Annotated in this window: 23 protein-coding genes and 1 tRNA gene; 11 read left to right on the top strand and 13 right to left on the bottom strand. The window is 70.0% G+C overall.

Features of this window, described 5'->3' with window-relative positions:
- Positions 1-11: 11 nt before the first annotated feature.
- From QSK17_RS27775 to QSK17_RS27745, 7 genes are all read right to left on the bottom strand, one after another.
- Positions 12-617, bottom strand: a complete 606-nt coding sequence (locus QSK17_RS27775) for a histidine phosphatase family protein (RefSeq protein WP_285708329.1) — start codon at positions 615-617, stop codon at positions 12-14.
- A complete protein-coding gene (locus QSK17_RS27770) occupies positions 614-2074 on the bottom strand; it encodes an FGGY-family carbohydrate kinase (protein ID WP_285708328.1) in 1461 nt (486 codons plus the stop codon). The genes QSK17_RS27775 and QSK17_RS27770 overlap by 4 nt, the downstream gene beginning before the upstream one ends.
- Entirely contained in the window at positions 2071-3567 is a 1497-nt protein-coding gene (locus tag QSK17_RS27765) for an FGGY-family carbohydrate kinase (protein WP_285708326.1), read from the bottom strand. Before QSK17_RS27765 ends, QSK17_RS27770 begins: the two co-directional genes overlap by 4 nt.
- Positions 3568-3581: 14 nt before the next feature.
- On the bottom strand, positions 3582-4838 hold the full coding sequence (locus QSK17_RS27760; protein WP_285708325.1) for a sugar ABC transporter permease: 1257 nt from the start codon (positions 4836-4838) through the stop codon (positions 3582-3584).
- Positions 4835-5659, bottom strand: a complete 825-nt coding sequence (locus tag QSK17_RS27755) for an ATP-binding cassette domain-containing protein (RefSeq protein ID WP_285708324.1) — start codon at positions 5657-5659, stop codon at positions 4835-4837. Before QSK17_RS27755 ends, QSK17_RS27760 begins: the two co-directional genes overlap by 4 nt.
- 59 nt (positions 5660-5718) lie before the next feature.
- Entirely contained in the window at positions 5719-6801 is a 1083-nt protein-coding gene (locus QSK17_RS27750; protein WP_285708322.1) for an ABC transporter substrate-binding protein, read from the bottom strand.
- 246 nt (positions 6802-7047) lie between these two features.
- Positions 7048-8043, bottom strand: coding sequence for a sugar-binding transcriptional regulator (locus QSK17_RS27745; protein WP_285708320.1), 996 nt, complete (start codon positions 8041-8043; stop codon positions 7048-7050).
- 701 nt (positions 8044-8744) lie between these two features.
- On the opposite strand from QSK17_RS27745, the gene QSK17_RS27740 reads away from it, so the two are divergent.
- Positions 8745-9824 (top strand): DUF6461 domain-containing protein, encoded by a 1080-nt coding sequence (locus QSK17_RS27740; RefSeq protein WP_285708318.1) that lies wholly within the window; start codon positions 8745-8747, stop codon positions 9822-9824.
- A 411-nt stretch (positions 9825-10235) separates the two neighbouring features.
- Here the strand turns inward: QSK17_RS27740 and QSK17_RS27735 are convergent.
- The 4 genes from QSK17_RS27735 to QSK17_RS27720 all read right to left on the bottom strand — a co-directional run bounded on the left by QSK17_RS27735 (position 10236) and on the right by QSK17_RS27720 (position 12328).
- Positions 10236-10312 (bottom strand) — tRNA-Lys (locus QSK17_RS27735).
- A 45-nt stretch (positions 10313-10357) separates the two neighbouring features.
- Complete coding sequence (locus QSK17_RS27730; RefSeq protein ID WP_285708317.1) at positions 10358-10957, bottom strand: nucleotidyltransferase; 600 nt, start codon at positions 10955-10957, stop codon at positions 10358-10360.
- 406 nt (positions 10958-11363) lie between these two features.
- Positions 11364-12086 (bottom strand): metallophosphoesterase family protein, encoded by a 723-nt coding sequence (locus QSK17_RS27725; RefSeq protein WP_285708316.1) that lies wholly within the window; start codon positions 12084-12086, stop codon positions 11364-11366.
- Positions 12083-12328 (bottom strand): BON domain-containing protein, encoded by a 246-nt coding sequence (locus QSK17_RS27720; protein ID WP_067172924.1) that lies wholly within the window; start codon positions 12326-12328, stop codon positions 12083-12085. The genes QSK17_RS27725 and QSK17_RS27720 overlap by 4 nt, the downstream gene beginning before the upstream one ends.
- A 282-nt stretch (positions 12329-12610) precedes the next feature.
- Between QSK17_RS27720 and QSK17_RS27715 the strand changes: the two genes are divergently transcribed.
- The 3 genes from QSK17_RS27715 to QSK17_RS27705 all read left to right on the top strand — a co-directional run bounded on the left by QSK17_RS27715 (position 12611) and on the right by QSK17_RS27705 (position 14358).
- Positions 12611-12895 carry a hypothetical protein gene (locus QSK17_RS27715; protein WP_285708313.1) on the top strand — a complete coding sequence of 95 codons (285 nt, stop codon included), beginning with the start codon at positions 12611-12613 and terminating at the stop codon, positions 12893-12895.
- A 140-nt stretch (positions 12896-13035) separates the two neighbouring features.
- Positions 13036-13497 (top strand): SPW repeat protein, encoded by a 462-nt coding sequence (locus QSK17_RS27710; RefSeq protein ID WP_285708311.1) that lies wholly within the window; start codon positions 13036-13038, stop codon positions 13495-13497.
- Between the two features lie 150 nt (positions 13498-13647).
- Entirely contained in the window at positions 13648-14358 is a 711-nt protein-coding gene (locus QSK17_RS27705; RefSeq protein ID WP_285708310.1) for a maleylpyruvate isomerase family mycothiol-dependent enzyme, read from the top strand.
- An 18-nt stretch (positions 14359-14376) separates the two neighbouring features.
- On the opposite strand, the gene QSK17_RS27700 is transcribed toward QSK17_RS27705, so the two are convergent.
- On the bottom strand, positions 14377-16200 hold the full coding sequence (locus tag QSK17_RS27700; RefSeq protein WP_285708309.1) for a glycoside hydrolase family 15 protein: 1824 nt from the start codon (positions 16198-16200) through the stop codon (positions 14377-14379).
- Positions 16201-16307: 107 nt separating this feature from the next.
- Between QSK17_RS27700 and QSK17_RS27695 the strand changes: the two genes are divergently transcribed.
- Positions 16308-16697 carry a thiol-disulfide oxidoreductase DCC family protein gene (locus QSK17_RS27695; RefSeq protein ID WP_285708307.1) on the top strand — a complete coding sequence of 130 codons (390 nt, stop codon included), beginning with the start codon at positions 16308-16310 and terminating at the stop codon, positions 16695-16697.
- 845 nt (positions 16698-17542) lie between these two features.
- On the opposite strand, the gene QSK17_RS27690 is transcribed toward QSK17_RS27695, so the two are convergent.
- A complete protein-coding gene (locus QSK17_RS27690; protein ID WP_285708305.1) occupies positions 17543-18037 on the bottom strand; it encodes a hypothetical protein in 495 nt (164 codons plus the stop codon).
- A 160-nt stretch (positions 18038-18197) separates the two neighbouring features.
- On the opposite strand from QSK17_RS27690, the gene QSK17_RS27685 reads away from it, so the two are divergent.
- From QSK17_RS27685 to QSK17_RS27660, 6 genes are read left to right on the top strand one after another with little or no spacing between them, the layout of a single operon-like run.
- Positions 18198-18959: a DeoR/GlpR family DNA-binding transcription regulator gene (locus tag QSK17_RS27685; RefSeq protein WP_285708304.1), complete on the top strand. Its 762-nt coding sequence runs from the start codon at positions 18198-18200 to the stop codon at positions 18957-18959.
- Entirely contained in the window at positions 18956-19897 is a 942-nt protein-coding gene (gene pfkB, locus QSK17_RS27680) for a 1-phosphofructokinase (RefSeq protein ID WP_285708303.1), read from the top strand. The genes QSK17_RS27685 and pfkB overlap by 4 nt, the downstream gene beginning before the upstream one ends.
- 40 nt (positions 19898-19937) lie before the next feature.
- Positions 19938-21041, top strand: coding sequence for a mannitol-specific PTS transporter subunit IIC (gene mtlA / locus QSK17_RS27675; protein ID WP_285708302.1), 1104 nt, complete (start codon positions 19938-19940; stop codon positions 21039-21041).
- The gene (locus QSK17_RS27670) at positions 21038-21355 is read left to right on the top strand and encodes a PTS sugar transporter subunit IIBC family protein (RefSeq protein WP_352231853.1); all 318 of its coding nucleotides are present in this window, start codon (positions 21038-21040) and stop codon (positions 21353-21355) included. The genes mtlA and QSK17_RS27670 overlap by 4 nt, the downstream gene beginning before the upstream one ends.
- Complete coding sequence (locus tag QSK17_RS27665) at positions 21348-21803, top strand: PTS mannitol transporter subunit IIA (RefSeq protein ID WP_285708301.1); 456 nt, start codon at positions 21348-21350, stop codon at positions 21801-21803. Before QSK17_RS27670 ends, QSK17_RS27665 begins: the two co-directional genes overlap by 8 nt.
- Positions 21800-22828: a zinc-dependent dehydrogenase gene (locus tag QSK17_RS27660; protein WP_285708300.1), complete on the top strand. Its 1029-nt coding sequence runs from the start codon at positions 21800-21802 to the stop codon at positions 22826-22828. The genes QSK17_RS27665 and QSK17_RS27660 overlap by 4 nt, the downstream gene beginning before the upstream one ends.
- Positions 22829-22879 lie beyond the last annotated feature (51 nt).

The following is a 22879-nucleotide window of genomic DNA, read 5'->3' as shown; positions in this document are numbered from 1 at the left end:
ACGGGCTCCAACTACAGACTCGGGGAATTGAGCTGCAGGATCGCGGCCTTGCCGTCCCTGAGACGGATCTCCGTGATCGCGCAGTTGTCCAGGCGCGGGAAAAGCCGCCGGTACTCGCCCAGAGGCACCCCGATGAGGTAGCACAGAGCGAGCCGGATCGCCGTCGTGTGCGCGACCACGAGCACGCGCTCACCGGGATGTGCGCCGGCGATGTCCTCCAGGCAGTCCACGAAGCGACGGGCCGCCTCGCGCGGGTCCTCCCCACCAGGCAGGGGAGAAGCCACCGGATCGGCTTCGAAGGCGGCGCGAGCGTCGGGGAACCGTTCCCACATGTCCGCCGAGGTGAGCCCCTCTCCCCCGCCGAAGTCGAGTTCGCGGAGACGGGCGTCGGTGCGCGGCTCCATCCCGGTCGCCTCGGCACAGGCCATGGCGGTTACACGGGCACGGCTCAACGGGGAGGCCCACACGGCGGCCAGCTTCGCCGTTCTCGTCCAGGCGGCGAGGCGATCGGCCTGCGCGATTCCCCGCGGGGTCAGCTCGATGTCGGTGGCCCCGGCGTAACGGTTCTCGGCGTGCCACACGGTCTCCCCGTGGCGCGTCAGCACCAGATTCGTCAACGTGTCGTCCTCTCGTGGGCATGGGCGGCGACGTCGTCCGTCAGCCAGCCGCGGTTGTTCAGCTCGCCGACGAACCGCAGGTAGGCGTCTTCCAGATCGTCCGCGTACCCGGCGCGCGGCCGCACCACGCTGCGGGTACGGACCATCTGGGCGGCGACAGCGGAGACCTGGCGCCCCGCGGCGGCGGCGAGTACGGCCATGCCGAGTGCGGGCTCGGCGTTCTCGCGGAGCGTCACCGGCTGCCGCAGCACGTCTGCCCGCAGCTGGGTCCAGTACGGACTCCTGGTGGCGCCGCCGGTCAGGATGATCTCGCCGTTCAGCGGAGCACCCAACAGGTCGAGGTAGTCGAAGCAGAGCCGTTCGATGAAGGCCGCGCCCCGCAGGATCGCCGCGTAGCGGTCGACGTCGTCGGCGGGGCTGCCGAGGGTGAAGCTCTCAGCCTGCGGCGCATGGAAGGGGAACCGCTCCCCTGGGGAGACGAGCGGGTAGGTGGTCGCGGTGAGCTTCGCACGCCGCGCGGCCTGGTGGCTCAGGTCGTCCAGATCGCGTCCGGCGAGCTCACGGGCCAGCACGCCGGCGCCGGTGCTCGACGCGCCTCCAGGAAGCCAGCCGCCGTCCGGCGCGCGGTGGGAGTAGACGACGCCGAGCGGGTCGTGGATCAGTTCCGGGCTCGATCCCTTGAGCACGAGCGTCGTGCCCAGCACGGTGTTCCAACTGCCGGCGCGCATGGCACCCGCCCCGATCTGCGCGGCGCACCCGTCGGTGGTGCCCGCGATCACGGGCGTGCCCTCGGGAATGCCGGTGTACGAGGCAGCCTCGGCGCAGACCGTGCCGAGCACCGTGCCCGGCCGTACGACGCCGGGAAGGATGCGCTCCGGGACGCCCAGCTCTTCCAGGACCGAGTCCGGCCAGCTCTCGGCGATCAGGTCCACGCCGGTCTTCAGCGCGTTGCTGAGATCCGCGGGGACATCTCGCCCGACCAGACGGCGGTTGACGAAGTCGTTCTGGTGGGCCAGTCGCGTGCCGTCGACGGCGTTCTCGCGTAGCAGCCACAGCAGTTTCGGCAGCGCCCAGGTGGCCTGCATCTTCCGGTAGCCGAGCCGGGACCAGACGGGTCCGCCGACCTCGTTCACACGCTCGACCTCGGCCGCGGCCCGCCTGTCGTCGTACATCAGGGCTGGAGTGAGCGGGCTGCCGTCGGGCCGCGTCAGCAGGATCGTTCCGGAGGTGGCGGTCACGGCGACCCCGCTGACGAGGTCGCGCGGCACACCGCGGAGCGCCTCGCGGGAGGCGGCGGCCAGCTCCTTCCACCACTGCTCGGGATCCTGCTCGTGCCGGGGGCCGTCCCTCCTGCTGGTCAGTGCCCGACCGGCCACGCCGAGGACCTCGCCTCCGTCGGCTACGGCCATCGCCCGTACGCTCTGAGTTCCCAGGTCCAAACCGATCCAGGCCCTCACGAGCGGCTCCTGTCACGCATACGCGCGAGCAGTGGCCAGGAGACGGCGGTCGCCTCTCGCAGCGCCAGGAAGTCCTCGAAGAGGTGGGCGTGCAGCACGGATCCGGCCGGATCCGGCTCGACGGCGTCGCCCAGCCGTACCTGCTCCTGTACGGCCGCCGCGATGGTGTCGGCGCCGCCCGTCGCGACCAGACCCGTCAGGAACGCCCCGCGCGCGCCCACTTCGGCGTCGCGCGACCGGAGTACGGGGGCGCCGGTCACATCAGCGATCATCTGCAGCCACAGCGGGCTGGCCGCACCGCCGCCGCATACCCTCAGCTCGCGCGGACGGCCGCCCGCAGCGATCAGACAGTCCTGGATGACGAGCGCGAGGCCCTCCATCGTGGCACGGGCGATCTGCTCGGGGCCATGCTCGAAGGACATGCCGAGAAACGCGCCCCGGGCCAGGGGGTCGAGGAAGGGCGCCCGTTCTCCGGCCGGCGAGAAGTACGGCAGGAACGCCAGCCCTCCGGCACCCGGGGCGCTGCGTGCGGCCAGCTCTCCCAGGTCGGCGGGGTCGCGGAGGCCGAGGAGACGGCACGCCCACTGGATCACCTCGATCCCGGCAAAGGTGGGGAACGCGCGAAGGTACCTGTCGGGCACGCCTGAGGCCACCGTGATCCCCGACGGCTCGCCTTCCAACTCGAGGCGGTCGACGACGGCCTGCGTACACAAGGTGGTGCCCAGAATGCTGCACGCCTGGCCGGTGTCCACCGCTCCCACGCCCAGCGCCGTGGAAGCGATGTCGTAGGGCGCCATGACCACCGGAGTCCCCGCCGGCAGATCGAGGAGCGCTGCCGCGTCCCGGTTCAGTTCGGCGACGCGATGCGCGTCGTCACGCAACTCGGGAAGCAACCGCGCCGCCCACTCCAGCCCGAACAGGTCGAGAAGCTCCGGGGAGTACCGCCGCGTGCGCGGGTCCATGAACGGCGCCGATCCGTCGGACTCATCACACGCTATTTCTCCGGTCAGCCGGAAGAAGATCCAACCACCGCAGGTCAGCAGGGCCCTGGAGCGTTCGAGCCGGTCCGGATCGTGCCGCGCGAGCCAGGTCAGGATCGCGTTGGGCAGCCCTGACGCCGTCAGGGAGCCGTTGATCCGGAAGGCCCGCTCCACGACGCCGGACCGCATCCAGGACTCGACGATCCCGGCGGCCCGGCCGTCGTTCCACAGGATCGCCGGCCCGGCCGGTGAGCCGGCGGCGTCGACCAGCCAGCAGCCGTCGCCCTGCGCGGTCACGGCGACGAAGTCCACGCCGCTCCCGAGCTGCTGAACGACGCGCCGCACGGTCGAGGCGACCGCGTCCCAGACCGCGTCCATGTCCTGCTCGGCCCAGCCGGGAGCCGGCCGGGTCACACCGGCCTCCTGGCGGGCGACGACAGCCTCCGCGCCGGTCCCGTCGTAACCGACCGCCTTGATCATCGTGGTACCGGCGTCGACGCAGATGACTGCCAAGGGAACGACTCCTCTCAAGCCCTGCCGTGGGAGGTCCGCGACCGGCGTGAGACCGAGTCCACGATCACCGCCAGCAGCAGGACGGCCCCCGTGACCGCGAACCGGATAGAGGAGTCGAGGTTCAGCAGGGTCAGCCCGCTGGAGATCGACTGGATCACGATCATCCCCAGCAGCGCCCCGAAGGCCGACCCCCTCCCGCCGAACAGGCTGGTGCCGCCGATCACGGCCGCCGCGATCGCGTTGAGGTTGACGTCGCCTGTACCGCTGCTCTGGTTGGCGGCGGCGAGCCGGGCCGCGGCGAGCACTCCGCCGACAGCGGCGAACGTGCTGCACAGGACGAAGACCGAGCTGTAGACGGCTTTGACGTTGATGCCGGCCCGGCGGGCGGCCTCGGTGTTACCGCCCACCGCGTAGACGGCCTTGCCCCACTTCGTCCTGGACAGCAGGTAGTGCATGATCAGGACCAGTGCCACGAAGAGGACGAACATCCAGCCGACGCCCCGGGTCTGGTTCAGGTACCAGACGACGAGTCCCAGCCCCACCAGCAGCGCAGCGCTGCGGGTCACGAGGACGGGCAGGCTCCGCGCGGACAGGCCCGCCGTACGGCGCTCGCGGGCGTGCAGGAACCCGCTGACGAACAACACCCCGGCCGCGACGACGACGAAGACGTACGACAACCACGGCGGCACGAAGGCCAGCTGGGCGAAGTTCACCAGACCCGAGTCGAAGGGCAGGTTGATCGAGCCCTTCGTGCCGAGTACGTAGAGTTGCATGCCGAGGAAGCCCAGGAGCCCGGCGAGCGTGATGACGAAGCTCGGCACCCCGAACCGGTTGAAGATCTGCGAGTACAGCCAGCCGACGACGACGCCCACAAGCAGGGCGGCCAGGATCGCGCCCCAGACGGGCAGGTCCTGGCCGATGAACAGAACGGCCAGAACGGCCGCGGAAAGGCCGCTGACCGAACCGACCGACAGGTCGATCTGGCCGACGAGCAGCACGCAGACGATGCCGAGCGCCATGACACCGACCGGGACCGACTCCATCGTGAGATTCACGAGGTTGGCGCTCGAGAGAAAGACCGGGTTCAGGATCTGCAGCACCGTCCAGATCACCACGAGCCCGACGGCGACGGGCACCATGCCCAGATCCCCGCTCCGCGCCCGGTCGAGCAGGGCGGCGACCGCGCCGCGCAGGCCGTCGCGGGCTTGGAGGCGCTCATCTTGGAGGTCGGTGGCGACGGTCACCACGGTGGGGCTGTCAGTGGTTTTCACGAGGGGAGTCCTTCCTCGGCCGCCACGTTCCCCGCTTCGCCGCGGCGCGCCGCCCGCTGGGCGACCACGTTGTCCCGTGCGCCGGTGATGGCGGCGACGATGTCATCGGTCGAGACGTCCTTCACGTCGAACAGGCCGTTGTTCCTGCCGAGCCGCAGCACCGCCACGACGTCGGCCACCGCTTTCACGTCGGCCATGTTGTGGGTGATCATGATGACCCCCAGGCCGTTCTCCCGCAGCCGCTCAACGAGATTCAGGACTTCCGCCGTCTGGGCGACTCCCAGTGCCGCCGTCGGCTCGTCCAGAATGATGATCTTGGGGTTTCCGAGGAGCGACCTGGCGATCGCCACGGTCTGCCGCTGGCCTCCAGAAAGCGCGGCAACGGGGACCCTGACAGTGGGAATCTTGGCTGAGAGCCGGCGCAGCAGCTCCCAGGACCGGGTCTCCATCGCGACGGTGTTCAGGCGGAGTGGCCGCAGCTCCTGCCCCAGGAACAGGTTCTCGACCACGTTGAGGTTCTCGCACAGGGCGAGATCCTGGAAGACGGTCGCGATGCCGAGGCGGTGCGCGGCCGCCGGGGTCGGGATGTCGACCACCCGTGACTCGAAAGTGATCGCCCCGGAGTCAGGCCGGTGCACGCCTGAGAGGATCTTGACCAGGGTCGACTTCCCGGCACCGTTGTCCCCGACCACGGCGACGACCTGTCCCGCCGCCACGTCGAGGTCGATGTCCGTGAGCGCGGCCACCGCTCCGAACGTCTTGCCGATCCCGCGCAGGGACAGCACGCTGTCGCGCCCGGCTGCTGCTTGCTGAGAGGACAATGGAGGCTCCCTGAGGTCGAGGAGGGATCCGCGCTCCCCAGGGGAGCGCGGCCCGCCCACTACTTGATGTCGAGCTCCGCGCAGGCCTTGGCGTACTGCGCGGTGCAGACGTCAGAGGCCTTCATGATCCCGCTCTGGAACAGCACCTCGTTGATGTTCTCCTTCGTGACGACCGAGGGCGTGAACAGCTGGGAGGGCGTGTTGTACAGGCTCGTCTCCCCCGTCGGCTTCTTGCCCTGGATGAACTGGTGGGCAATGTCCGCTGCCGCCTCCGCCACGATCTTGATCGGCTTGGAGATGGTGTTGTACTGGTCGCCGGCGATGATGCGCTGAGCCGCGGCGAGCTCGGCGTCGTTGCCCGTGACAGGAGGCACCGGCGCTCCCGCCGCCTTGAAGGCGGCGATCGACCCGCCGCCTGTGCCGTCGTTGGCGGCCACAACCCCGGCGATCTGGTCACCGAACTGAGTGATCTGCCCGCTGACCCACTGCTGGGCCTTCTCCGGTTGCCAGTCCGGCGTGTCGTACTCGGCCAGCAGCTTGAAGCCGCTGGGATCGACCGCGCTGTGGATACCCTTTTTGATCAGGCCCGCGGCGGCGTCCGTGGGAGATCCGTTGACCTCCAGGATCCCGCCCTTCGCGTCCTCCTTCTTCAGGTGGTCGACGAGGGACTGGGCGATCAGGGAGCCGATCTTCTCGTTGTCGAACGACACGTAGAAGTCGGCGGGAGTCGCCGGAATCGGGCGGTCGTACGCGATGACCGCGACGTTCTGGGCCTGCGCCGTCTTGACGATGGTGGCCGCCGCGGCGGAGTCGACAGGATCGAGGACGATCACTTTGACGCCCTGTGCCAGCGCCGAGTTGGCCTGCTGCTGCTGCTTGGCCGCGTCGGAGTCGGCGTTTTGGTAGATCACCGAGCAGTCGGCGCACAGCTGCGTCATCTTGGCCACGAACAACGGCTTGTCCGCCAGCTCGTACCGGGTCGACGCGAGGTCGGGCATGAGAAAGGCGACCTTGGCGCTGTCCGCGCCGGCCCCCTTGCCACCGCTGTCGGATGTGGACCCGGAGGCGCAAGCGGTGAGCGTCGACCCTGCGAGCAGTGCCAACGCGGCGACCGCGGTCGCCCGTGCCTGAGCTTTGATCACGATTTTTCCTCACTCGCTCTCGCCCTGGCGACGATCGGACCCGCCGGTCGCCAGAGACGCCGCTCTGGTGTTCCCCGAGTACGCCGAAGGCCGTGCGGACCCTGCCTGGCGGCGAGGACGCGGAGGGGCCTCCTGTGGTGCGCTCACGCTAGTGCGACACCAGAACATCTGTCCAGCAAAAATGTTCAACAATTTCGGGCGTGCGTCAGGCATGGAGGCGCCAGGGAGGCACCAGGGAGGCGACCGTTATCGGGCCTGGCGCGACGCCGCGAGCAGTCCTTCCGCGGTCAGCACATCGGTGACCAACTGGTTGAAGTAACCGCCGCGGGCTCCGGCGATGATGGAGAGGATCTTCTGCGCACCCACCGCGACCGCGATCGACACCGGGATGCGTCGCAGATCGTCGAGGCTCGTGGCGACAAGGCGGTCGCTTCCCGGATACCCGACCGGCTCGCCCTCGTGATCGTAGAACCGCGAGCACACGTCACCCACGGCGTGGCTCAGACTGGGCGCGCTGGAGGGGACAAAGGCAGGGATCACCTGCCGGGACAGGGGAGCCGACCCGACCCCCACGATGGCGCACCTGGCGCGCGCCCACAGATCCATGACACGCCGTACGGAAGGCTCGTGCTGGAGGGAATTGAACAACTCCGGCCCCGGCAAGGCGGGCGCGTAGAGGTAGCTCGGCACGCCGCCGACGCGCTCGGCCAGGATCCGGGTCGTCTCGTTCGTCTGGAACCATGGCTGCGGCTCCTCCTGCCCGCCCACGGCCGGGGCGATGGTGACCCCCGGTAGCCACCCCACCCCTTCCTGCGCGCACTCGTAAACGGTGCTGCCGGAGGAAACCAGCACAACGTCGCCGGACTTGAGGCCGGCCGCGGCCAGGGCTCGGGTCAGGCCGGGGGCCAGCCACGGCCCGAGCTTGGGGCCGCCGACCTTCGGCACGAGGTAGACCCGCCGCAGGCCGAGGGCGTCCGCCAACTCCGTCGCCAACGGCCCGTCCTCCAGACTGGAGGGACGGTGCACCCTGATCTCGACCATGCCCTGGCGCCGGGCCTCGGCCAGAAGCCTGCTGACGGTCGCCCGGCTGACGCCGAGCCTCTTGGCGATGTCGCCCTGATTCGCGTCGTCCAGGTAGTACTGTGAGGCCGCCGCGTACATCAACTCCTGCGGGAAACGGGTCGATCCCGGCGCCTCGGCCGTGCCCGGAACAGGAGCCTGCTTGGGGTCGGCGGCAGTCATCGCACGTGCTCCTGTTCCCACAGCATTGAACATTTGTGCTGAACGAATGTACAGAATTATATTGTTAGTATCTCGGCCGACCGCATGAGCTTCCGGCACGCTGCTCGCCGGGGCGAACTCCGCCGGTCTCCGGCAATCCACTACGCGCGGTTACCCCGCCGCGCTCGTCCACCAGGTGGCCACCGGTCGCCTGCGCCCCCGCAGACCTGGGTCTTGGCCACCTGGCCGGCAGCCGCATGCTCCCGCCGGGAAGTGATCGACGATCTCATCGGGGCTATCGGCCCAGGCCAGTGATGTATGGCCGGGCCAACCCCGATTTGCTGCGCAAACGCGTGCTCCTCGCCGACTGACGAGGGTCAACGTCACGTAATTAGTGCCAGAGCCAGTTTTCACGCGTCGTCGACAGACTCCAAGGTAGTGGAGACGGCGCGGCACATCCGTAAGGCCCTGGACACTCCGCAGGCGCCGGGTCCTCGATATGGATCCGTTCTGGGTGTGGGCCACGCTTCCCGGCGAGACCTACGCTGGTCTCGACGACATTCCTCCGCCGGTCGAGACCGAGCCGGTGTCGTGCAATGTGGATGAGATAGAACCAACGTTGTAGCAAGCGCAACGAAAGCCCCGTGGGGGCCGGCGGCCGTTCTGACATGGTCGGCCGTCGGCCCCCGCGGGGTTTTTACGCGATGTATGAGGGAGGTGCGGTGGGCGACGAGTCGTCCTTCGATGCGGATGACGCTTGGGCGCTGCTGGACGAGGCCGTCTGTGTCACCTGGGTTCGGGCGGAAACCGAGGACGTCATTCGAGCCTTCAATGGCGAGCACGCCGACCTGGACCAAGGCCGCCTCACGAGCGTCGCCGACCAGTTGGCCCTCCGGTTGACAGCGGAGCCGGAACCGGTGTTCCTGTTGCGTCTACAAGGCGAGTGGATCATTGTGCTGGAGCCGCACAGCAACCTCGGCGCGAACGACGAGGTCCTGTTGGATGCCTCCGGCTCTGGCGAGGCGCTCAACCTGACCTGGGACGTCAACATGCACGGGCAGGTTTCCTTCGCCAGCGATTCGGTGATCGCTTTCGCCTTCGACCCCGCCGCGATGGGCGCCGGCGACGAGGACCTCGATGACGCCCGCCAATGGAGCAGGTCCCTGGGGATTGACGATGAGGACTGGAGGGCATCCTGGAAGGCCGCGGCTTTCGCCCTTGCCCAGGGCGTCACGGGGATCGAGATCGACGACACCTGGATGGACCAGGTATGGGTGCCCATACGGATACGCGCGGCCCGTCCTCAGCGTCAGGGCGCCGTCCGGCTGCCGTACCCGGACATGCGGGAACTGCTCACTAGAGCGCCTCAGATCCGCGACATAGTCGACCACCCCGGGCACAAGCAACTGCCGAAGATGCTGCGGATGCTCGTCGCCCTGGCCCTGTCCACCGCCGACGCACGGACTCCCCTCACTGAATCCGCCCTGGCCGCCATCGAAACCAAACCGCCGGAGCCGGAGGTCGAGCGGCTTGTCCAGCGGCTGCAGAGCCTCGCCGAGGAGTACAGCCGCCAAGCCGCCGCGGCCGGTGTCGCCCCGACACGCGCGGATGACCTGCATCGCAAGCGCAAGGCGCTGCTGGCCGGGGCGGCCGCGCTCGGTCCCGACCCACTGACCGCCTTCCCCGAGGTGGTCAGCCTCACCGGGACCGTCAGGCTGCGCCGGGACAACGACGATTACCTGAGCCTCGAGGTCTTGAACATCTGCTACCTGCACATCTCGCGGAACATGGCCTCTACGTGAAGCTGGATCCACGGCCGAATGTCGCGCGATACTGCGCTACGCCCGCTCAGGAGGGAGCAGTACGGTTACCGGCCTGCGCCGTGAGTTGCTCTTCCTGGGACAGGGACTGGTCATGTGAGGGGGATCTCTTCCTGGCCTCCGGCCGGCTGGCACTCCCTCTACAAGGTCGGCGCCAGCGTCGTCGCCCTGAACGGGACCAACTCGGACGACGACCGCAAGCAGATGACCGACCGGGCCGCCCACCCAGGTGATCAGAACCACGGATGCGTATTGATCATGACGCCAACAAGATCACGACAGACGAGCAACCGACGAGCAACCATCGTGATCAACGCCGGGCGCGGGGCACCGCTGAGACGATCGTCAAATAGAAAAACCCCAGGTCAGCGTTACCAACCTAGGGTCTTTCGCTGGTGCGCCGCCAGGGACTCGAACCCCGGACCCGCTGATTAAGAGTCAGCTGCTCTAACCAACTGAGCTAGCGGCGCCCGCCCCACAAGAGTAGCGAAGATTTGAGGTACTTCGTCCACGCCTCAGGGCCAGGGGTCTCCGGCGAGTGGCGGGGTCACGGGGCTGATGATGTTCAGCCGTTCGATCAGCGTCACGAAGGTCGAGGCGTACGGCGACGGCGCGGCCACGGCGGCCACCCGGTTCCAGTCGACCTGCTCGCGCATCGCGCGGACCATGGGCAGCAACGCTCCGTAGTCGCAACTGTGCTCCGACATCGGCATGATCCAGGAGATCACCAGATCGGTCGCCTCCAGGACCTTCAGATTGAGCGCCGCGACGTTGATCAGGTCGGCCCGTGCGATCATCTCCTCGGTGACCGGCCGGTTGGCCAGCGAGAAGATCAGGTCGACCAGCACGCCGCTCTCGTCGTACGCCTTGACCAGCCAGTCCTCCGGCGGCTTGACGGTGCGGAATCCCAGATCCTCCAGGGTCTTGAGCGCCAGCACGACGTCTTCCTCGACGAGCGCGAAGTCGACGTCGTGCAGCGAGGGAGCGGCCCCCCTGGCGTATCCGGCGCAGCCACCGGCCAGCGCGAACCGCACCCCCGCGTCGCGCAGGCCCGCGCCCGCGCGCTTGAGGGTGTCGAGGATCGCGTCTGTGACGGCGTGAGTGTGACTGCCCACCCACCTCGTCTGCCCCTGAGAGTTCGGTACAAACAATCCCGGATAGACGCCTCAATGACCGAGAAACCGTAAAGAAACCACCCAGGAGTACGAGGGCGAAGCCGAGCGTCCCCTGACGGCCGACACCGTCACGGCCCCAAATGCGCCCCCTTTACAAAGTATGTGGGGATCTCCGGGCGATCCGAGACCGCCCCTGACACGCGTCCGGCCCGCGACTATCGGACGGCCTGTGCGGACCGGCAACGGGGCAGGACCCCCTCGGCGTAGATCGAGCATCACCTGCGCGGCCGCGGCGGCCTGGGCGTCATAGCGGCCACCTGCCCGAACCGGAGGAACCGAACGCCCCACTACGCCGATCGGGCCACAACTCCGGTGGTCCCGCCGCCGAAAGAACCACGGACCCCTGTCACGCGGCGTTGAGGGAGTAGACCATGTACGCGGTGCCGATGACGGGGACGGCGACGTTCCGGACCTGGATGCCGCCGGGAGTGAGCCCCTTCTCCGTCCCAAGGTGCGCGTGGCCGTGCACGATCAGGTCGGCGCCCTCCTCGTCGGCCGCCTCGGCGAGCAGGTAGCTGCCGAGGAACGGATAGATCTCGGTGGGCTCTCCCATGAGGGTGTCCTTGACCGGCGAGTAGTGGCTCAGGACGACCCGGTGATCGCTGTCCAGGCCGTGCAGCGCCTGCCGCCAGCGGTCGGCGATCTGCCGGGTGTGCCGGACGAACGCCTTGGTCTCCGGCTCGCCGAACTCGCTCGCGCACTTCCCGGCGAACCCCCCGCCGAAGCCCTTGCCGCCGACGACGCCGAGCGTCGTCCCGTTCAGGGACAGGATGGTCGCCTCGTCGTCGAGCACGGTCACCCCGGCGTCGCGCATGATCGAGGTGATCGCCTGCTCCGCGTCCGAGTGGTAGTCGTGGTTGCCGAGCACCGCGATCACGGGGATCGGCAGGTCGCGCAGTTCGTCGGCGACCACCCGCGCCTCGGCTATGGTCCCGTGCCTGGTCAGATCGCCGCCCACCAGCAGGACCTCGGCCCGGTGTTCGATGCCGTGGAGTTTCGGGCGGAAGTGCCCGCGCAGGTCCTCCCCCATATGGATGTCCGCCACGGCCGCGATTCGCGTCTGTGTCACAGATGCTCCTCCTCTCCCGGTTCGCGGACCTCCACCAGCGTGATCTCGTTGTGCACGGAAAGGCCCGGGGCCGCCTCACGGGCGACGTCCTCGATCAGGAGGCGACGCTCCGGCGCGCTGACCCGGCCGCGAAGGAAGATCTGATTCCCCCGTACGTCGACCCTGATCCCGAGCTCGACGGTCCGCTCGTCCTCCGCCAGGGCCCGCTGCACACGGGCCGCGACATAGTGCGGCGCGTCCATGGATTCCCCCTCCGATCAGACTCTCCAGCGCCTGCCCACCCGGTCTGTGGTGAAACCGGCTCACCAGCCGAGATAAGCCGAGATAGTGCGGCATAGTGCGGCGCCCGGGCAGCAGCCAACGCGATCACGGCCTGCTCCGCGGCACCGTAGGTGGCGGGCCCGCCCTTCTCGACGTCCGCGCCCAGCCGTTCGAGTGGAATGGCCCGGTAGCTCAAGCTCTGTCAGCGTCGCCAGATCGGTCGACGACGATAGTGAACGGCATCCGAGGGTAGGTGGGCCCCCATGTCCGAGGAACCTCGTTTTCCCAGGGAACCCAGCGTGACGCCGGAGCAGCAGTCACCCAAGGGGATCCCCCGCGTGCCCGCGACGCCGCGGGATGTGATCCACATCCTGCTCGGCGCGTTCGTCCTGGTGCTGTGCTTCGGCGTCGCCCTCACCGGCGCGTTGACCCGGGTCTGGTGGGTGTTCGCCGCCGCGGCGGTCGTCGCGGTCATCGTGATCGCCGACATCGCCCTCGCTCTGCACCGCCAGCAGCGACTCGGCGGAGGCCCGAGATCATGCGGGTGACCCCGCGTGGCGCAGGGCCGGGTCTACCGGTACTGCCGAGAACCGGGAACTCGACCCGAACTTAAATGCATAAATCGGAGTTTGGGGGCAGTAGCGGACAACGGAAGGTGTTCGTCTCATCCCCGGAGGGGGTGCGCAACATGTCGCACAGCACGGACATCGGGCAGCATCCGGACATCATGGAGATGCGTGCCCGGTACGAGGCGGCCGCGGCGAATCCCACGGCCCAGCTGACGGACGGGCTCGCGTTGCTCGCCGGCATATACCTGGCGGTGTCGCCGTGGATCTGCGGATTCCAAGGTCTCAGCGGGATCACGGTCAACAACCTGGTCACCGGGATCCTGGTCGCCCTCCTGGCGCTGGGCTTCAGCTCCGCCTACGGCAGGACCTACGGCCTCGCCTGGGTCGCCCCCGTCATCGGGGTGTGGACGATCATCGCACCGTGGGTGATCAGCGGCCCGAACAACACCGCCCGGGTCATCGTCAGCAACGTGGTGATCGGCGCGATCATCCTGTTCCTGGGTCTCGCGAACATGTCGACCGGCATGACGGCCACGAGGCGTCACGCGCCGCGGTTCGCCGGCACCACCCAGCCGCGCTGACGGGTCCGATCTCTGAAGGCGCTCTCCCGCGGCCTCACCCGGAAAAACCATCGGTCGTACGCGACCTTCCGCCGGGACAGCGGCCGCGGGGAGCGCCTCGGTGACACGTGATCCCGTGAGATCGGGCGGGCGGGCGGGTAGTCGTGTCCCATGGCTATTTCCGACCCGCTGCAGGGTCTCGACCCGTTCGACATCTTCGACGCCGAGGCGGCTCGGCTGGATCGTTTCTTCTCCACGCTCGACGACGAAGGATGGCGCAGGCCGTCCCGCTGCGCGGGCTGGTCCGTCCGGGACGTCCTCGGCCACCTCGCCGGGGAGGAGCTGTACAACCACGCCTGCCTGGACGGGGACCTCGACAGCCTCTTCGCCACGCTGGCACGGGAAGGCGTCGGCGGGGGCTACAACGGCTTCAACGAGTGGTGCGTACAGCAGCGCCGCGACCTGCCGGTCGCCGACGTGCTGGAGGAGTGGCGCGGCAAGAACGCCGAGACGCGCGCGCGGATGCGGGCGCTCGGCCGCGATGCGTCGCTGACGACCTCCGCCGGGCCGTACCCCGTGGGCCTGCAGACCTTCCACTACGACTCCGAGTACGCCACGCACGGCGACGACGTGGGCGCCCCGGTCTCCGCCGAGGAAGCCGGCGCGCGCACGCTGTGGCGGGTCCGGGTCGGGCTCTTCGTGCTCGGCGAGCAGGGGTCCGGCGTCCAGGCGGAGCCGTCCGGCGACCACGTGGACGTGCGGGCCGACGGCGCCACCGCACGCCTGCCGTACGCGGAGTTCGTCGAGGCGACGGTCGGCCGGCTGCCCGCGGACCATCCGCTGGACTCCGGGATCGCCGCCGCCCTGCGCTGCCTCGCGTGACGCGAGGCAGCGCAGTCCTCAGCACAGAACCTGGCCCTCGGCCAGCGCTCCGTCGATGGCCCAGGCGGCGTTGATGAGTCCGATGTGGCTGAACGCCTGCGGGAAGTTGCCGAGCTGCTCACCGGTGACCGGTTCGATCTCCTCGGCCAGCAGGCCGACGTCGTTGACGTAGGAGACCGCCGTCTCGAACACGTCACGCGCCTGGGCGACCCGGCCCGCCAGCGCGAGCGCCTGGGCGAGCCAGAACGTGCAGAGGACGAACGTGCCCTCTCCGCCCTCAAGGCCGTCGTGGTTGCGATAGCGATAGACGAGGCCGTTTCCCCCGGTGAGCCGCTTGGCGACCGCGTCGATGGTCGCCAGCATCCGGGGGTCGTCCGCGGGCAGGAACCCGACGATCGGCATCATCAGCACGGACGCGTCCAGGTCCGCCGAGTGGAGTGTCTGGGTGAAGGCGCCCGCCTCGTCGCTCCACCCGTCGCGCAGCACGGCCTGGCGGATCTCCTCCCCCGCCCGCCGCCAGCGCGGGACGTGCTCGGCCGCGTCCAGCCGGTCCGCGAGCCCGATCGCCCGATCGAGCGCCACCCAGCACATGACCTTGGAGTACACGTAGTGACGGGGATCCCCGCGGATCTCCCAGATGCCGTGGTCGGGACGGCTCCACTGGTGGGCGGCCGCGTCGGCCAGCGCGACCAGGAAGCCCCGTTCGTCCGGGTCGGTCCAGGAACGCTGGTCGGCCAGCCGGTGGGCCGCGCCGAGCAGCGCGCCGTAGACGTCGATCTGGGGCTGACGCCACGCGGCGTTGCCCGTACGGACCGGCCAGCTGTCCCGCCAGCCGCGCAGGTGCGGCAGCTCGCGCTCGGAGAGGTCGTGCTCGCCACCGACGCCGAACATGATCTGGAGCGCCCGCCCGGGCTCGTACGTCGCGGCGGCCGTCGTCATGAACGAGAAGAAGTCGCCGGCCTCGTCGGGGCAGGCGGCGACCCACAGCGCGTCCATGGTGAAGCCGGCGTCCCGGATCCAGGCGTACCGGTAGTCCCAGTTGCGCTTCCCGCCCCTCTCCTCCGGCAACGACGTCGTCGCCGCCGCGACGATCGCGCCCGTGGGCTGGTAGCTCAGTCCCTGCAGGACGCGTCCCGAGTGCCGCACCAGGCGGAGGTACTGACCCTCGTACGCCTGGTGCGCCCTCGACCAGGCCCGCCACGACGTCAGCGTGGCCTCCAGCTCGGCGGCGATCTCCTCGGGGCCGAGCACCGCGGGCTCGGGCTCGTTCAGCGCGGCCCAGCGGAGAGCGAACCGCAGCACCTCGCCCGCCTCCAGCGCCGCCGTGGCCACGGCCTCCTCCCGCGCGATCACGAGCTCCATGGGGGTGGACAGGACGATCTGGCAGGATCCGCCGCGTGCCCTGACGCCCCCGTCCAGCGTCGAGAGCAGGGGCGTGACGAGTCCGTACTCCGGTCTCGGCCGGTAGCGGATCTCCACCTCGGCGGCGCCGCGGACGCAGGTGACCGAGCGGACCAGGAGGTGCGGCGCGGACACGCCGAGCCGGTGCGGGTCGGTGTCCGCACCGGTCGCCAGCGCGTCGGTGAGGACCAGCGTGCCCGTCCCGGTCTCGAAGGTCGTCTGCAGCACCAACGTCGTGTCCATGTAGCGCCTGGAGGCGGTGTACGGCCCGGCCGGGCGGATCGACCACGATCCCGCGTCGTCGTCCAGCATCGCGGCGAACACCGAGGGACTGTCGAACCGGGGCATGCACAGCCACTCGATCGTGCCGTCCTTGGCCACCAGCGCGGCGGAATGCCGGTCGGACAGCATGGCGTAGTCGGCGATGGCAGTCGTGGTCATGGTGCCTCCGGGTCCCCTCGGCACGCTTGCCCTCCCCTCCACTGTGGACCACGGAGGAAGAGCCCGGCCGCTCACCCCGGGCTCCCGCTGAGGCATGATGGGACACCGTGGAGAGATCGTTAATCATCTACGACGGGGACTGCGGTTTCTGCACCACGGCCGCCGGCTTCATCGAACGGCGGATGGACGTCCCCGCCGACATCAGGGCCTGGCAGTTCACCGACCTCGCGGCGGTGGGCACGACCGCGGAGCGCGCGGAGTACGAGCTGCTCTGGGTGGACACGCGAGGTCGGATCTTCGGTGGCGCGCAGGCGGTCGCCAAGATCCTGCTCGCGGCCGGACTCCCCTGGTCACCGCTGGGGCTGGTCCTGCGCGTCCCGCCCTTCCGCTGGCTCGCCCACGGCGTCTACCGGCTGATCGCCGACAACCGGCACCGCCTCCCCGGCGGCACTCCCATGTGCGTCCTGCCCGCCGACCAGCGCGGCGGCGACGGCTGATCCCCCGCCCGTCTCCGCCGTCTCGGCCCGCCGTACCAGCCGCTCCGTCGGCAGGAAGGCCAGCAGCAGGCAGAGAACGTGCGGCCAGAACATGATCGAGATGGTGGCGTAGACGACGACGTGGAACCCGGCCAGCGCGCCGACCACGATCCGCTGCCACCGGCCGCGCAGGAAAAGGACCACCGGCGAGAACAGCTCCATGAGCATGATCCCCCACTGGGACCAGTGCAGGAGCCACGGAAGGTCGAGCAGCAGGCGGCCGAACCCGGTGCCGCGGCGCATCACCGCGCGGACCAGGGTCGCGCTGTTGACCCACTCGACGCCGCCGAAGCGCAGCTTGGCGAAGGCCGAGAGGAAGTACGTCGCCACGACGGCGATCTGCACGCAGCGCAGCGCCCAGGCGGCCGACTCGGCCGAGCCGCGTTCCCGCAGCCGCGCCCCCGCCACGGTGGGCAGCACGGCGAGGGCCACCACGTACGCGATGCGGTCGTGGTCGACCTTCCCGAAGGAGAAGCTGATGATGAGCTGCTCGAAGTAGAGCACGAAGATCGCCGTGCCGAGGAGCCGCTGCCACCGGCCGGACGGCGCGAGGGCCGCGGCGACGAGCGCGAGCGGGATCAGCGACCAGGTGACCACCGCGATGAGCTCGGGGGTCGGGCGCGGCAGATGCAGCAGGTCGGCGACGATGAGCGGCTTGTAGAGCGCGGTCGCCGACGCGTGGTGCGAACCGAGCGGCCGCAGTACCAGCAGGTCGAGCGGGATGAACAGATAGGCGGCGATCCGGAAGACCACCACCCGCGCCAGCGGCACCGGGCCGAAGAACCAGCGGGTGAGCGGGTTACCCCTTAGCGCAGCCACTCGGCCACCACCTTCTCCTCGGTGCCGACGAACCTGCGGTCGCGCAGCTTGAGATATCTCATCACCAGGCGGGCCCCGGTCCATCGGGGCTCGGCCGGGCGGAGCCGGTCATGGGCCTCGACGAGCCGGCCGACCAGCGCGGGCTCGGCCTGGAAGCGGGGGACCTGCCCCTCGACCTCGGCGCGGTTGACGCCCACCACGACGGAGTCCAGGGGGACCTCGCGCCAGCTTCCGTCGGGCATCCGCGCCTTCAGGACCATCACGTGGATGTTCCCGTTGGGCGGAGTGCTGGTGGAGTACATCCGGAACGGGCCGAAGGGGAAGGCGTCGTCGTCTCCCCAGAACGTGCCGACGACGAGCAGCGCCATGCACAGGCCCGCGGCGGCCAGCCGTACCGCCCGGGCCCGGCCGGAGAGCGTCGCCGAGGGCTGCTCGGCAGGCTGCGCGGAGGGCGGCACGGGAGGCGCGCCGGGCGTGATCATGGTCGGCAAGTCTACCGAGGCGATGCGGCGTTCATCCGGTTTTCTCCGGTCATCCCACGACACGCCGCAGGGTGCTCCGCCGTGCTACCCCCATTGACTTCCACAATATGTGGGTATAAATACAGATGAAACAACATTGAAACGGCGGTGAATCAACATCATGTACGCCGAGGAGCGGCAGCAGGAGATCCTGCGCCGCGCGCGGGCCATCGGCCGGGTGGATGTGGTGACGCTGGCGGAGGAGTTCGCCGTCACCACGGAGACCATCCGCCGCGACCTGACCGTCCTGGAGCGGGCCGGCGTGCTGCGACGCGTGCACGGCGGCGCCATCCCGGTCGAGCGCCTGGGCTTCGAGCCCGCGCTCGCCGCCAGGGACGAGGTGATGACCGAGGAGAAGGAGCGCATCGCCAAGGCCGCGCTCGCCGAACTGCCCGAGGACGGCGCGATCATCATCGACGCGGGGTCCACGACGGGCCGCCTGGCGCGGGCGCTCCCCGCCGACCGGGAGCTCACCGTCATCGTCAACTCCCCGCCCCTCGCGACGATGCTGGCGACCCGGGCGAACCTCAGCGTGATCATGCTCGGCGGCCGGGTGCGCGGCCGCACCCTCGCCACCGTCGACGACTGGGCGCTGCGCCCGCTCGCCGACCTCCACGTGGACGTGGCGTTCATGGGCTCGAACGGCTGCTCGGTCGCCAAGGGGCTGACGACGCCCGACCCGGCCGAGGCCGCGATCAAGCGGGCCATGATCGGCGCGGCGGAGCGCAGCGTGGTGCTGGCCGACCACACCAAGTTCTCCGGCGTCTACCTCACCCGGTTCGCCACGCTCGCCGAGATCGACATGGTGATCAGCGACGACGGGCTGGACCCGGCCGTCGCGGCGGAGGTCGCCGCGGCGGGCCCCGAGGTGGTTCGCGCATGATCCTGACGCTGACCCTCAACCCGAGCCTGGACCGCACGATCGAGATCGCGGCACTGGACCGGGGCGCGGTCATCCGCGCGGCGACGGCGCGGCTCGATCCCGGCGGCAAGGGCGTCAACGTGTCGCGCGCGCTGCTCGCCAACCGGATCAGGTCCTGCGCGGTCGTCCCGTACGGCGGGCACCAGGGGCGGCAGCTCGTGGACCTGCTCTCGCACGAGGGCATCGACATGATCACGGTCCCGATCGCGGGGACGACCCGGTCCAACGTCACGTTGGCCGAGCCGGACGGCACCAGCACGAAGGTGAACGAGCCGGGCACCCCGCTGTCCACCGTCGAGCTGGAGACCGTGGCCGAGGCCGTCCTCGGCGCCGCACACACCGCGGACTGGGTGGTCGCGTCCGGCAGCCTGCCCCCGGGGGTACCCGCCGACGTCTACGCCGGGCTCTGCCGCCGGTTCGCCCGGGCGGGCATCAACGTCGCCGTCGACACCAGCGGCCCGGCGCTGCCGGCCGCCGCGGCGGCGGGTCCCGCGCTGGTCAAGCCGAACCGGGAGGAGCTGGCCGAGGCGACGGGGACGGCGATCGGCTGCCTCGGCGACGTGATCGAGGCGGCGGAGAAGCTGCGCGCGATGGGCGCGGGCACGGTGCTGGCCAGCGTCGGGCCGGACGGGGCGGTCCTCCTGCAGGACGGCCGCGTCTGGCACGGCGAGTGCCCGGTGGCCGAGCCCAGGAGCACGGTCGGCGCGGGCGACGCCATGCTGGCCGGTTTCCTCGCGGCGGGGGCGAGGGGCGAGCGCGCCCTGATCGAGGCGCTGGCCTGGGGGACGGCCGCCGTCGGGATGCCCGGCAGCCGGATGCCCGCACCGGGGGACATCCGGCGCGACCTGGTGCGCGTCGGCCCGCCCGACCTGAGACGTCCGCTGAAGTCCAGGGACTGAAGCGGAGCCCCTTCACCCCCCATTGGAAGGAGCACCACCCATGGCCGACTACACCCCCACGGTCTACGGCACCGGGGCGAAGGCCACCATTCAGCGCATCGGCGGCCACCTCGCCGGGATGATCATGCCGAACATCGGCGCGTTCATCGCCTGGGGCCTGATCACCGCGCTTTTCATCCCCACCGGCTGGCTGCCGAACGAGGATTTCGCCAAGCTCGTCGGCCCCATCATCACGACCCTGCTGCCGGTGCTCATCGGCTACACCGGCGGCCGGATGGTCCACGGCCAGCGCGGCGCCGTCGTCGGCGCGGTGGCCACCATGGGCGTCGTCGTCGGCGCCGACATCCCGATGTTCCTCGGTGCCATGATCGTCGGCCCGCTCGCCGCCTTCGTGATCAAACTGGTTGACGGGTTCGCCCAGCAGCGGACCAGAGCCGGGTTCGAGATGCTGGTGGACAACTTCACCGCCGGCATCGTCGGCGGCGCGATGGCCCTGCTCGGCGCGTGGGGCATCGGACCGATCGTCCGGGTGGTCACCGACGCCGCGGGCGACGCCGTCGAATGGCTCGTCGGCAACAGCCTGCTGCCGCTCGCCTCGGTCCTGATCGAGCCCGCCAAGGTGCTGTTCCTCAACAACGCCATCAACCACGGCGTCCTCGGGCCGCTCGGCGTCGCGGAGGCGGTCAAACACGGCAAGTCGATCCTGTTCATGCTGGAGTCGAACCCGGGCCCCGGCCTCGGTCTGCTCCTCGCCTACCTGTTCTTCGGCCCGCGCTCGCTACGGCCGTCCACCCCCGCCATGATCATCCACTTCCTCGGCGGCATCCACGAGATCTACTTCCCGTACGTGCTGATGAAGCCGCGACTGATCCTCGCGGTGATCGCCGGCGGCGCGGCCGGGATCTTCACCTTCCTGGTCACCGGTGCCGGGCTGGTCGCGACCCCGTCGCCCGGCAGCATCTTCGCCTACCTCGCGGTGACCCCCAAGGGCGGCTGGTTCGGCGTGCTCGCCGGCATCGTCATCGCCACCGCCGCGTCCTTCGCCGTCGCCGCCGTCCTGCTCGGCTTCGGCAGGAAGACGGGCGGGGAGGCCCCGGAACCCGCCGCCGAGCCCGAAACCACCCCCGCTTCCCAGGAGGCATGACCGACATGGCCAGCATCGAGAGCACGGACATCCGCAAGATCATCGTGGCCTGCGACGCGGGAATGGGCAGCAGCGTGATGCTGGCCAGCCAGCTGCGCAAGCAGCTCAAGGGCCTCGGGATCGAGGTCGAGCACACCCCGGTCAACTCGATCCCCGCCGACGCCGACGTGGTGGTCTGCCACTCCGGGCTCGCCGACCGGGCCAGGAAGACCGCGCCGGGCACCGTCCTCATCCCCTTCACGATCTTCATCGGGGACCCGGCCGTCACAAAGCTCGTCACCACCATCAAGAACGGCGGAACCGTGCATGCCTGACACGGCGCCGCTCCCCCTCGACCCGCGCGCCGTGCTGCTCGACGCCTCGGCGGCCGACCGCGACAACGCGATCCGCCAGTGCGGGCGGGCCCTCGTCGCCGTCGGCGCGGTCGAGGAGCCGTACGTCGAGACGATGATCGAGCGCGAACGTTCGATCTCCACCTACGTCGGCGAGGGCGTGGCCATCCCGCACGGCACGCTCGCCGCCAAGGAGGCCGTCCACCACGACGCCGTCTGCGTCCTGCGCTTCCCCGGCGGCGTCGACTGGGGCGGCGAGCGGGTCACCGTCTGCGTCGGCATCGCCGCCCGGGGCGACGGCCACGTACGACTGCTCGCCGAACTGGCGCAGATCCTGCTCGATCCGGACCGCGTCCACGCCCTGCGGGAGGCGACCCGGGTCGAGGAGGTCGTCCACCTGTTGCAACCCACCAAAGAGGAGACCACGTGAAGGTCGCCCGATTCCACGCGCCCGGCGACATCCGCATCGAGGACGCGCCCGAGCCCGTCGCGGGCCCGGGAGAGGTCAAGATCCGGGTGCGCGCCTGCTCCACCTGCGGCACGGACGCGAAGATCCTCAAGCACGGTCACCACCACATCAGGCCCCCGAGGGTCATGGGTCACGAGATCGCCGGGGAGGTCGTCGAGACCGACGTGCCCGGCTGGGCGCCCGGCGACCGCGTCCAGGTGATCGCCGCCATCCCCTGCGGGACGTGCGGGGAGTGCCGTCGCGGCCGGATGACGGTCTGCCCGAACCAGGAGTCGATGGGCTACCACTACGACGGCGGCTTCGCCGAGTACATGGTCGTCCCGGCCAAGGTCCTCGCCGTCGACGGCCTCAACCGCGTCCCCGACGGCGTGAGCTTCGCCGAGGCGTCGGTGACGGAACCGCTCGCCTGCGTACTGAACGGGCAGGAGCTGGCCCGGGTCGGCGCCGGCGACGACGTGCTCGTCATCGGCTCCGGCCCCATCGGCTGCCTGCACGTACGGCTGGCCCGCGCTCGGGGCGCCGCCCGGGTGTTCCTCGCCGACATCAACGCCGACCGGCTGGCGCTCGCCGCCGGCCTGGTCCGGCCGGACGCCGCCGTGCACGGCGAGGACATCGTCGACGAGGTGCTCAAGCTGACCGAGGGCCGGGGCGCCGACGTCGTCATCACCGCCGCGGCCTCCGGAGCCGCCCAGGAGCAGGCGCTGCGGATCGCGGCGCGGCAGGGGCGGATCAGCTTCTTCGGCGGCCTGCCCAAGGACGACCCGATCATCCGCTGCGACTCCAACCTCGTGCACTACCGGGAGCTGACGATCGTCGGCGCGAACGGGTCGAGCCCGGCCCACAACGCGCGGGCGCTGCGGCTGATCGCCGAAGGATCGGTCCCGGTCGCCGACCTGATCACCCACCGGCTCCCGCTCTCCGAGGTCCTCGACGGCATCGACATCGTCAGCCGCGGCGCCGCCATCAAGGTCACCGTCGAACCCTGACACCCCTTCCCCTCACGTTCCCCTCACTTCCCCCGCACTTCCCCCGCACAG

The organism is Microtetraspora sp. NBRC 16547 (assembly GCF_030268965.1).
Lineage (GTDB): Bacteria > Actinomycetota > Actinomycetes > Streptosporangiales > Streptosporangiaceae > Microtetraspora.
This window is presented reverse-complemented; position numbering and strand designations above follow the sequence as displayed.

Coding starts and splice junctions, on each gene's coding strand:
- QSK17_RS27670 (WP_352231853.1), top strand. CDS start 21,038: ATGACCGACATGGCCAGCATCGAGAGCACGGACATCCGCAAGATCATC.
- QSK17_RS27690 (WP_285708305.1), bottom strand. CDS start 18,037: ATGATCACGCCCGGCGCGCCTCCCGTGCCGCCCTCCGCGCAGCCTGCC.
- QSK17_RS27745 (WP_285708320.1), bottom strand. CDS start 8,043: ATGACTGCCGCCGACCCCAAGCAGGCTCCTGTTCCGGGCACGGCCGAG.
- QSK17_RS27720 (WP_067172924.1), bottom strand. CDS start 12,328: ATGGACGCGCCGCACTATGTCGCGGCCCGTGTGCAGCGGGCCCTGGCG.
- QSK17_RS27705 (WP_285708310.1), top strand. CDS start 13,648: ATGGCTATTTCCGACCCGCTGCAGGGTCTCGACCCGTTCGACATCTTC.
- QSK17_RS27665 (WP_285708301.1), top strand. CDS start 21,348: ATGCCTGACACGGCGCCGCTCCCCCTCGACCCGCGCGCCGTGCTGCTC.
- QSK17_RS27710 (WP_285708311.1), top strand. CDS start 13,036: ATGTCGCACAGCACGGACATCGGGCAGCATCCGGACATCATGGAGATG.
- mtlA (WP_285708302.1), top strand. CDS start 19,938: ATGGCCGACTACACCCCCACGGTCTACGGCACCGGGGCGAAGGCCACC.
- pfkB (WP_285708303.1), top strand. CDS start 18,956: ATGATCCTGACGCTGACCCTCAACCCGAGCCTGGACCGCACGATCGAG.
- QSK17_RS27715 (WP_285708313.1), top strand. CDS start 12,611: ATGTCCGAGGAACCTCGTTTTCCCAGGGAACCCAGCGTGACGCCGGAG.
- QSK17_RS27685 (WP_285708304.1), top strand. CDS start 18,198: ATGTACGCCGAGGAGCGGCAGCAGGAGATCCTGCGCCGCGCGCGGGCC.
- QSK17_RS27700 (WP_285708309.1), bottom strand. CDS start 16,200: ATGACCACGACTGCCATCGCCGACTACGCCATGCTGTCCGACCGGCAT.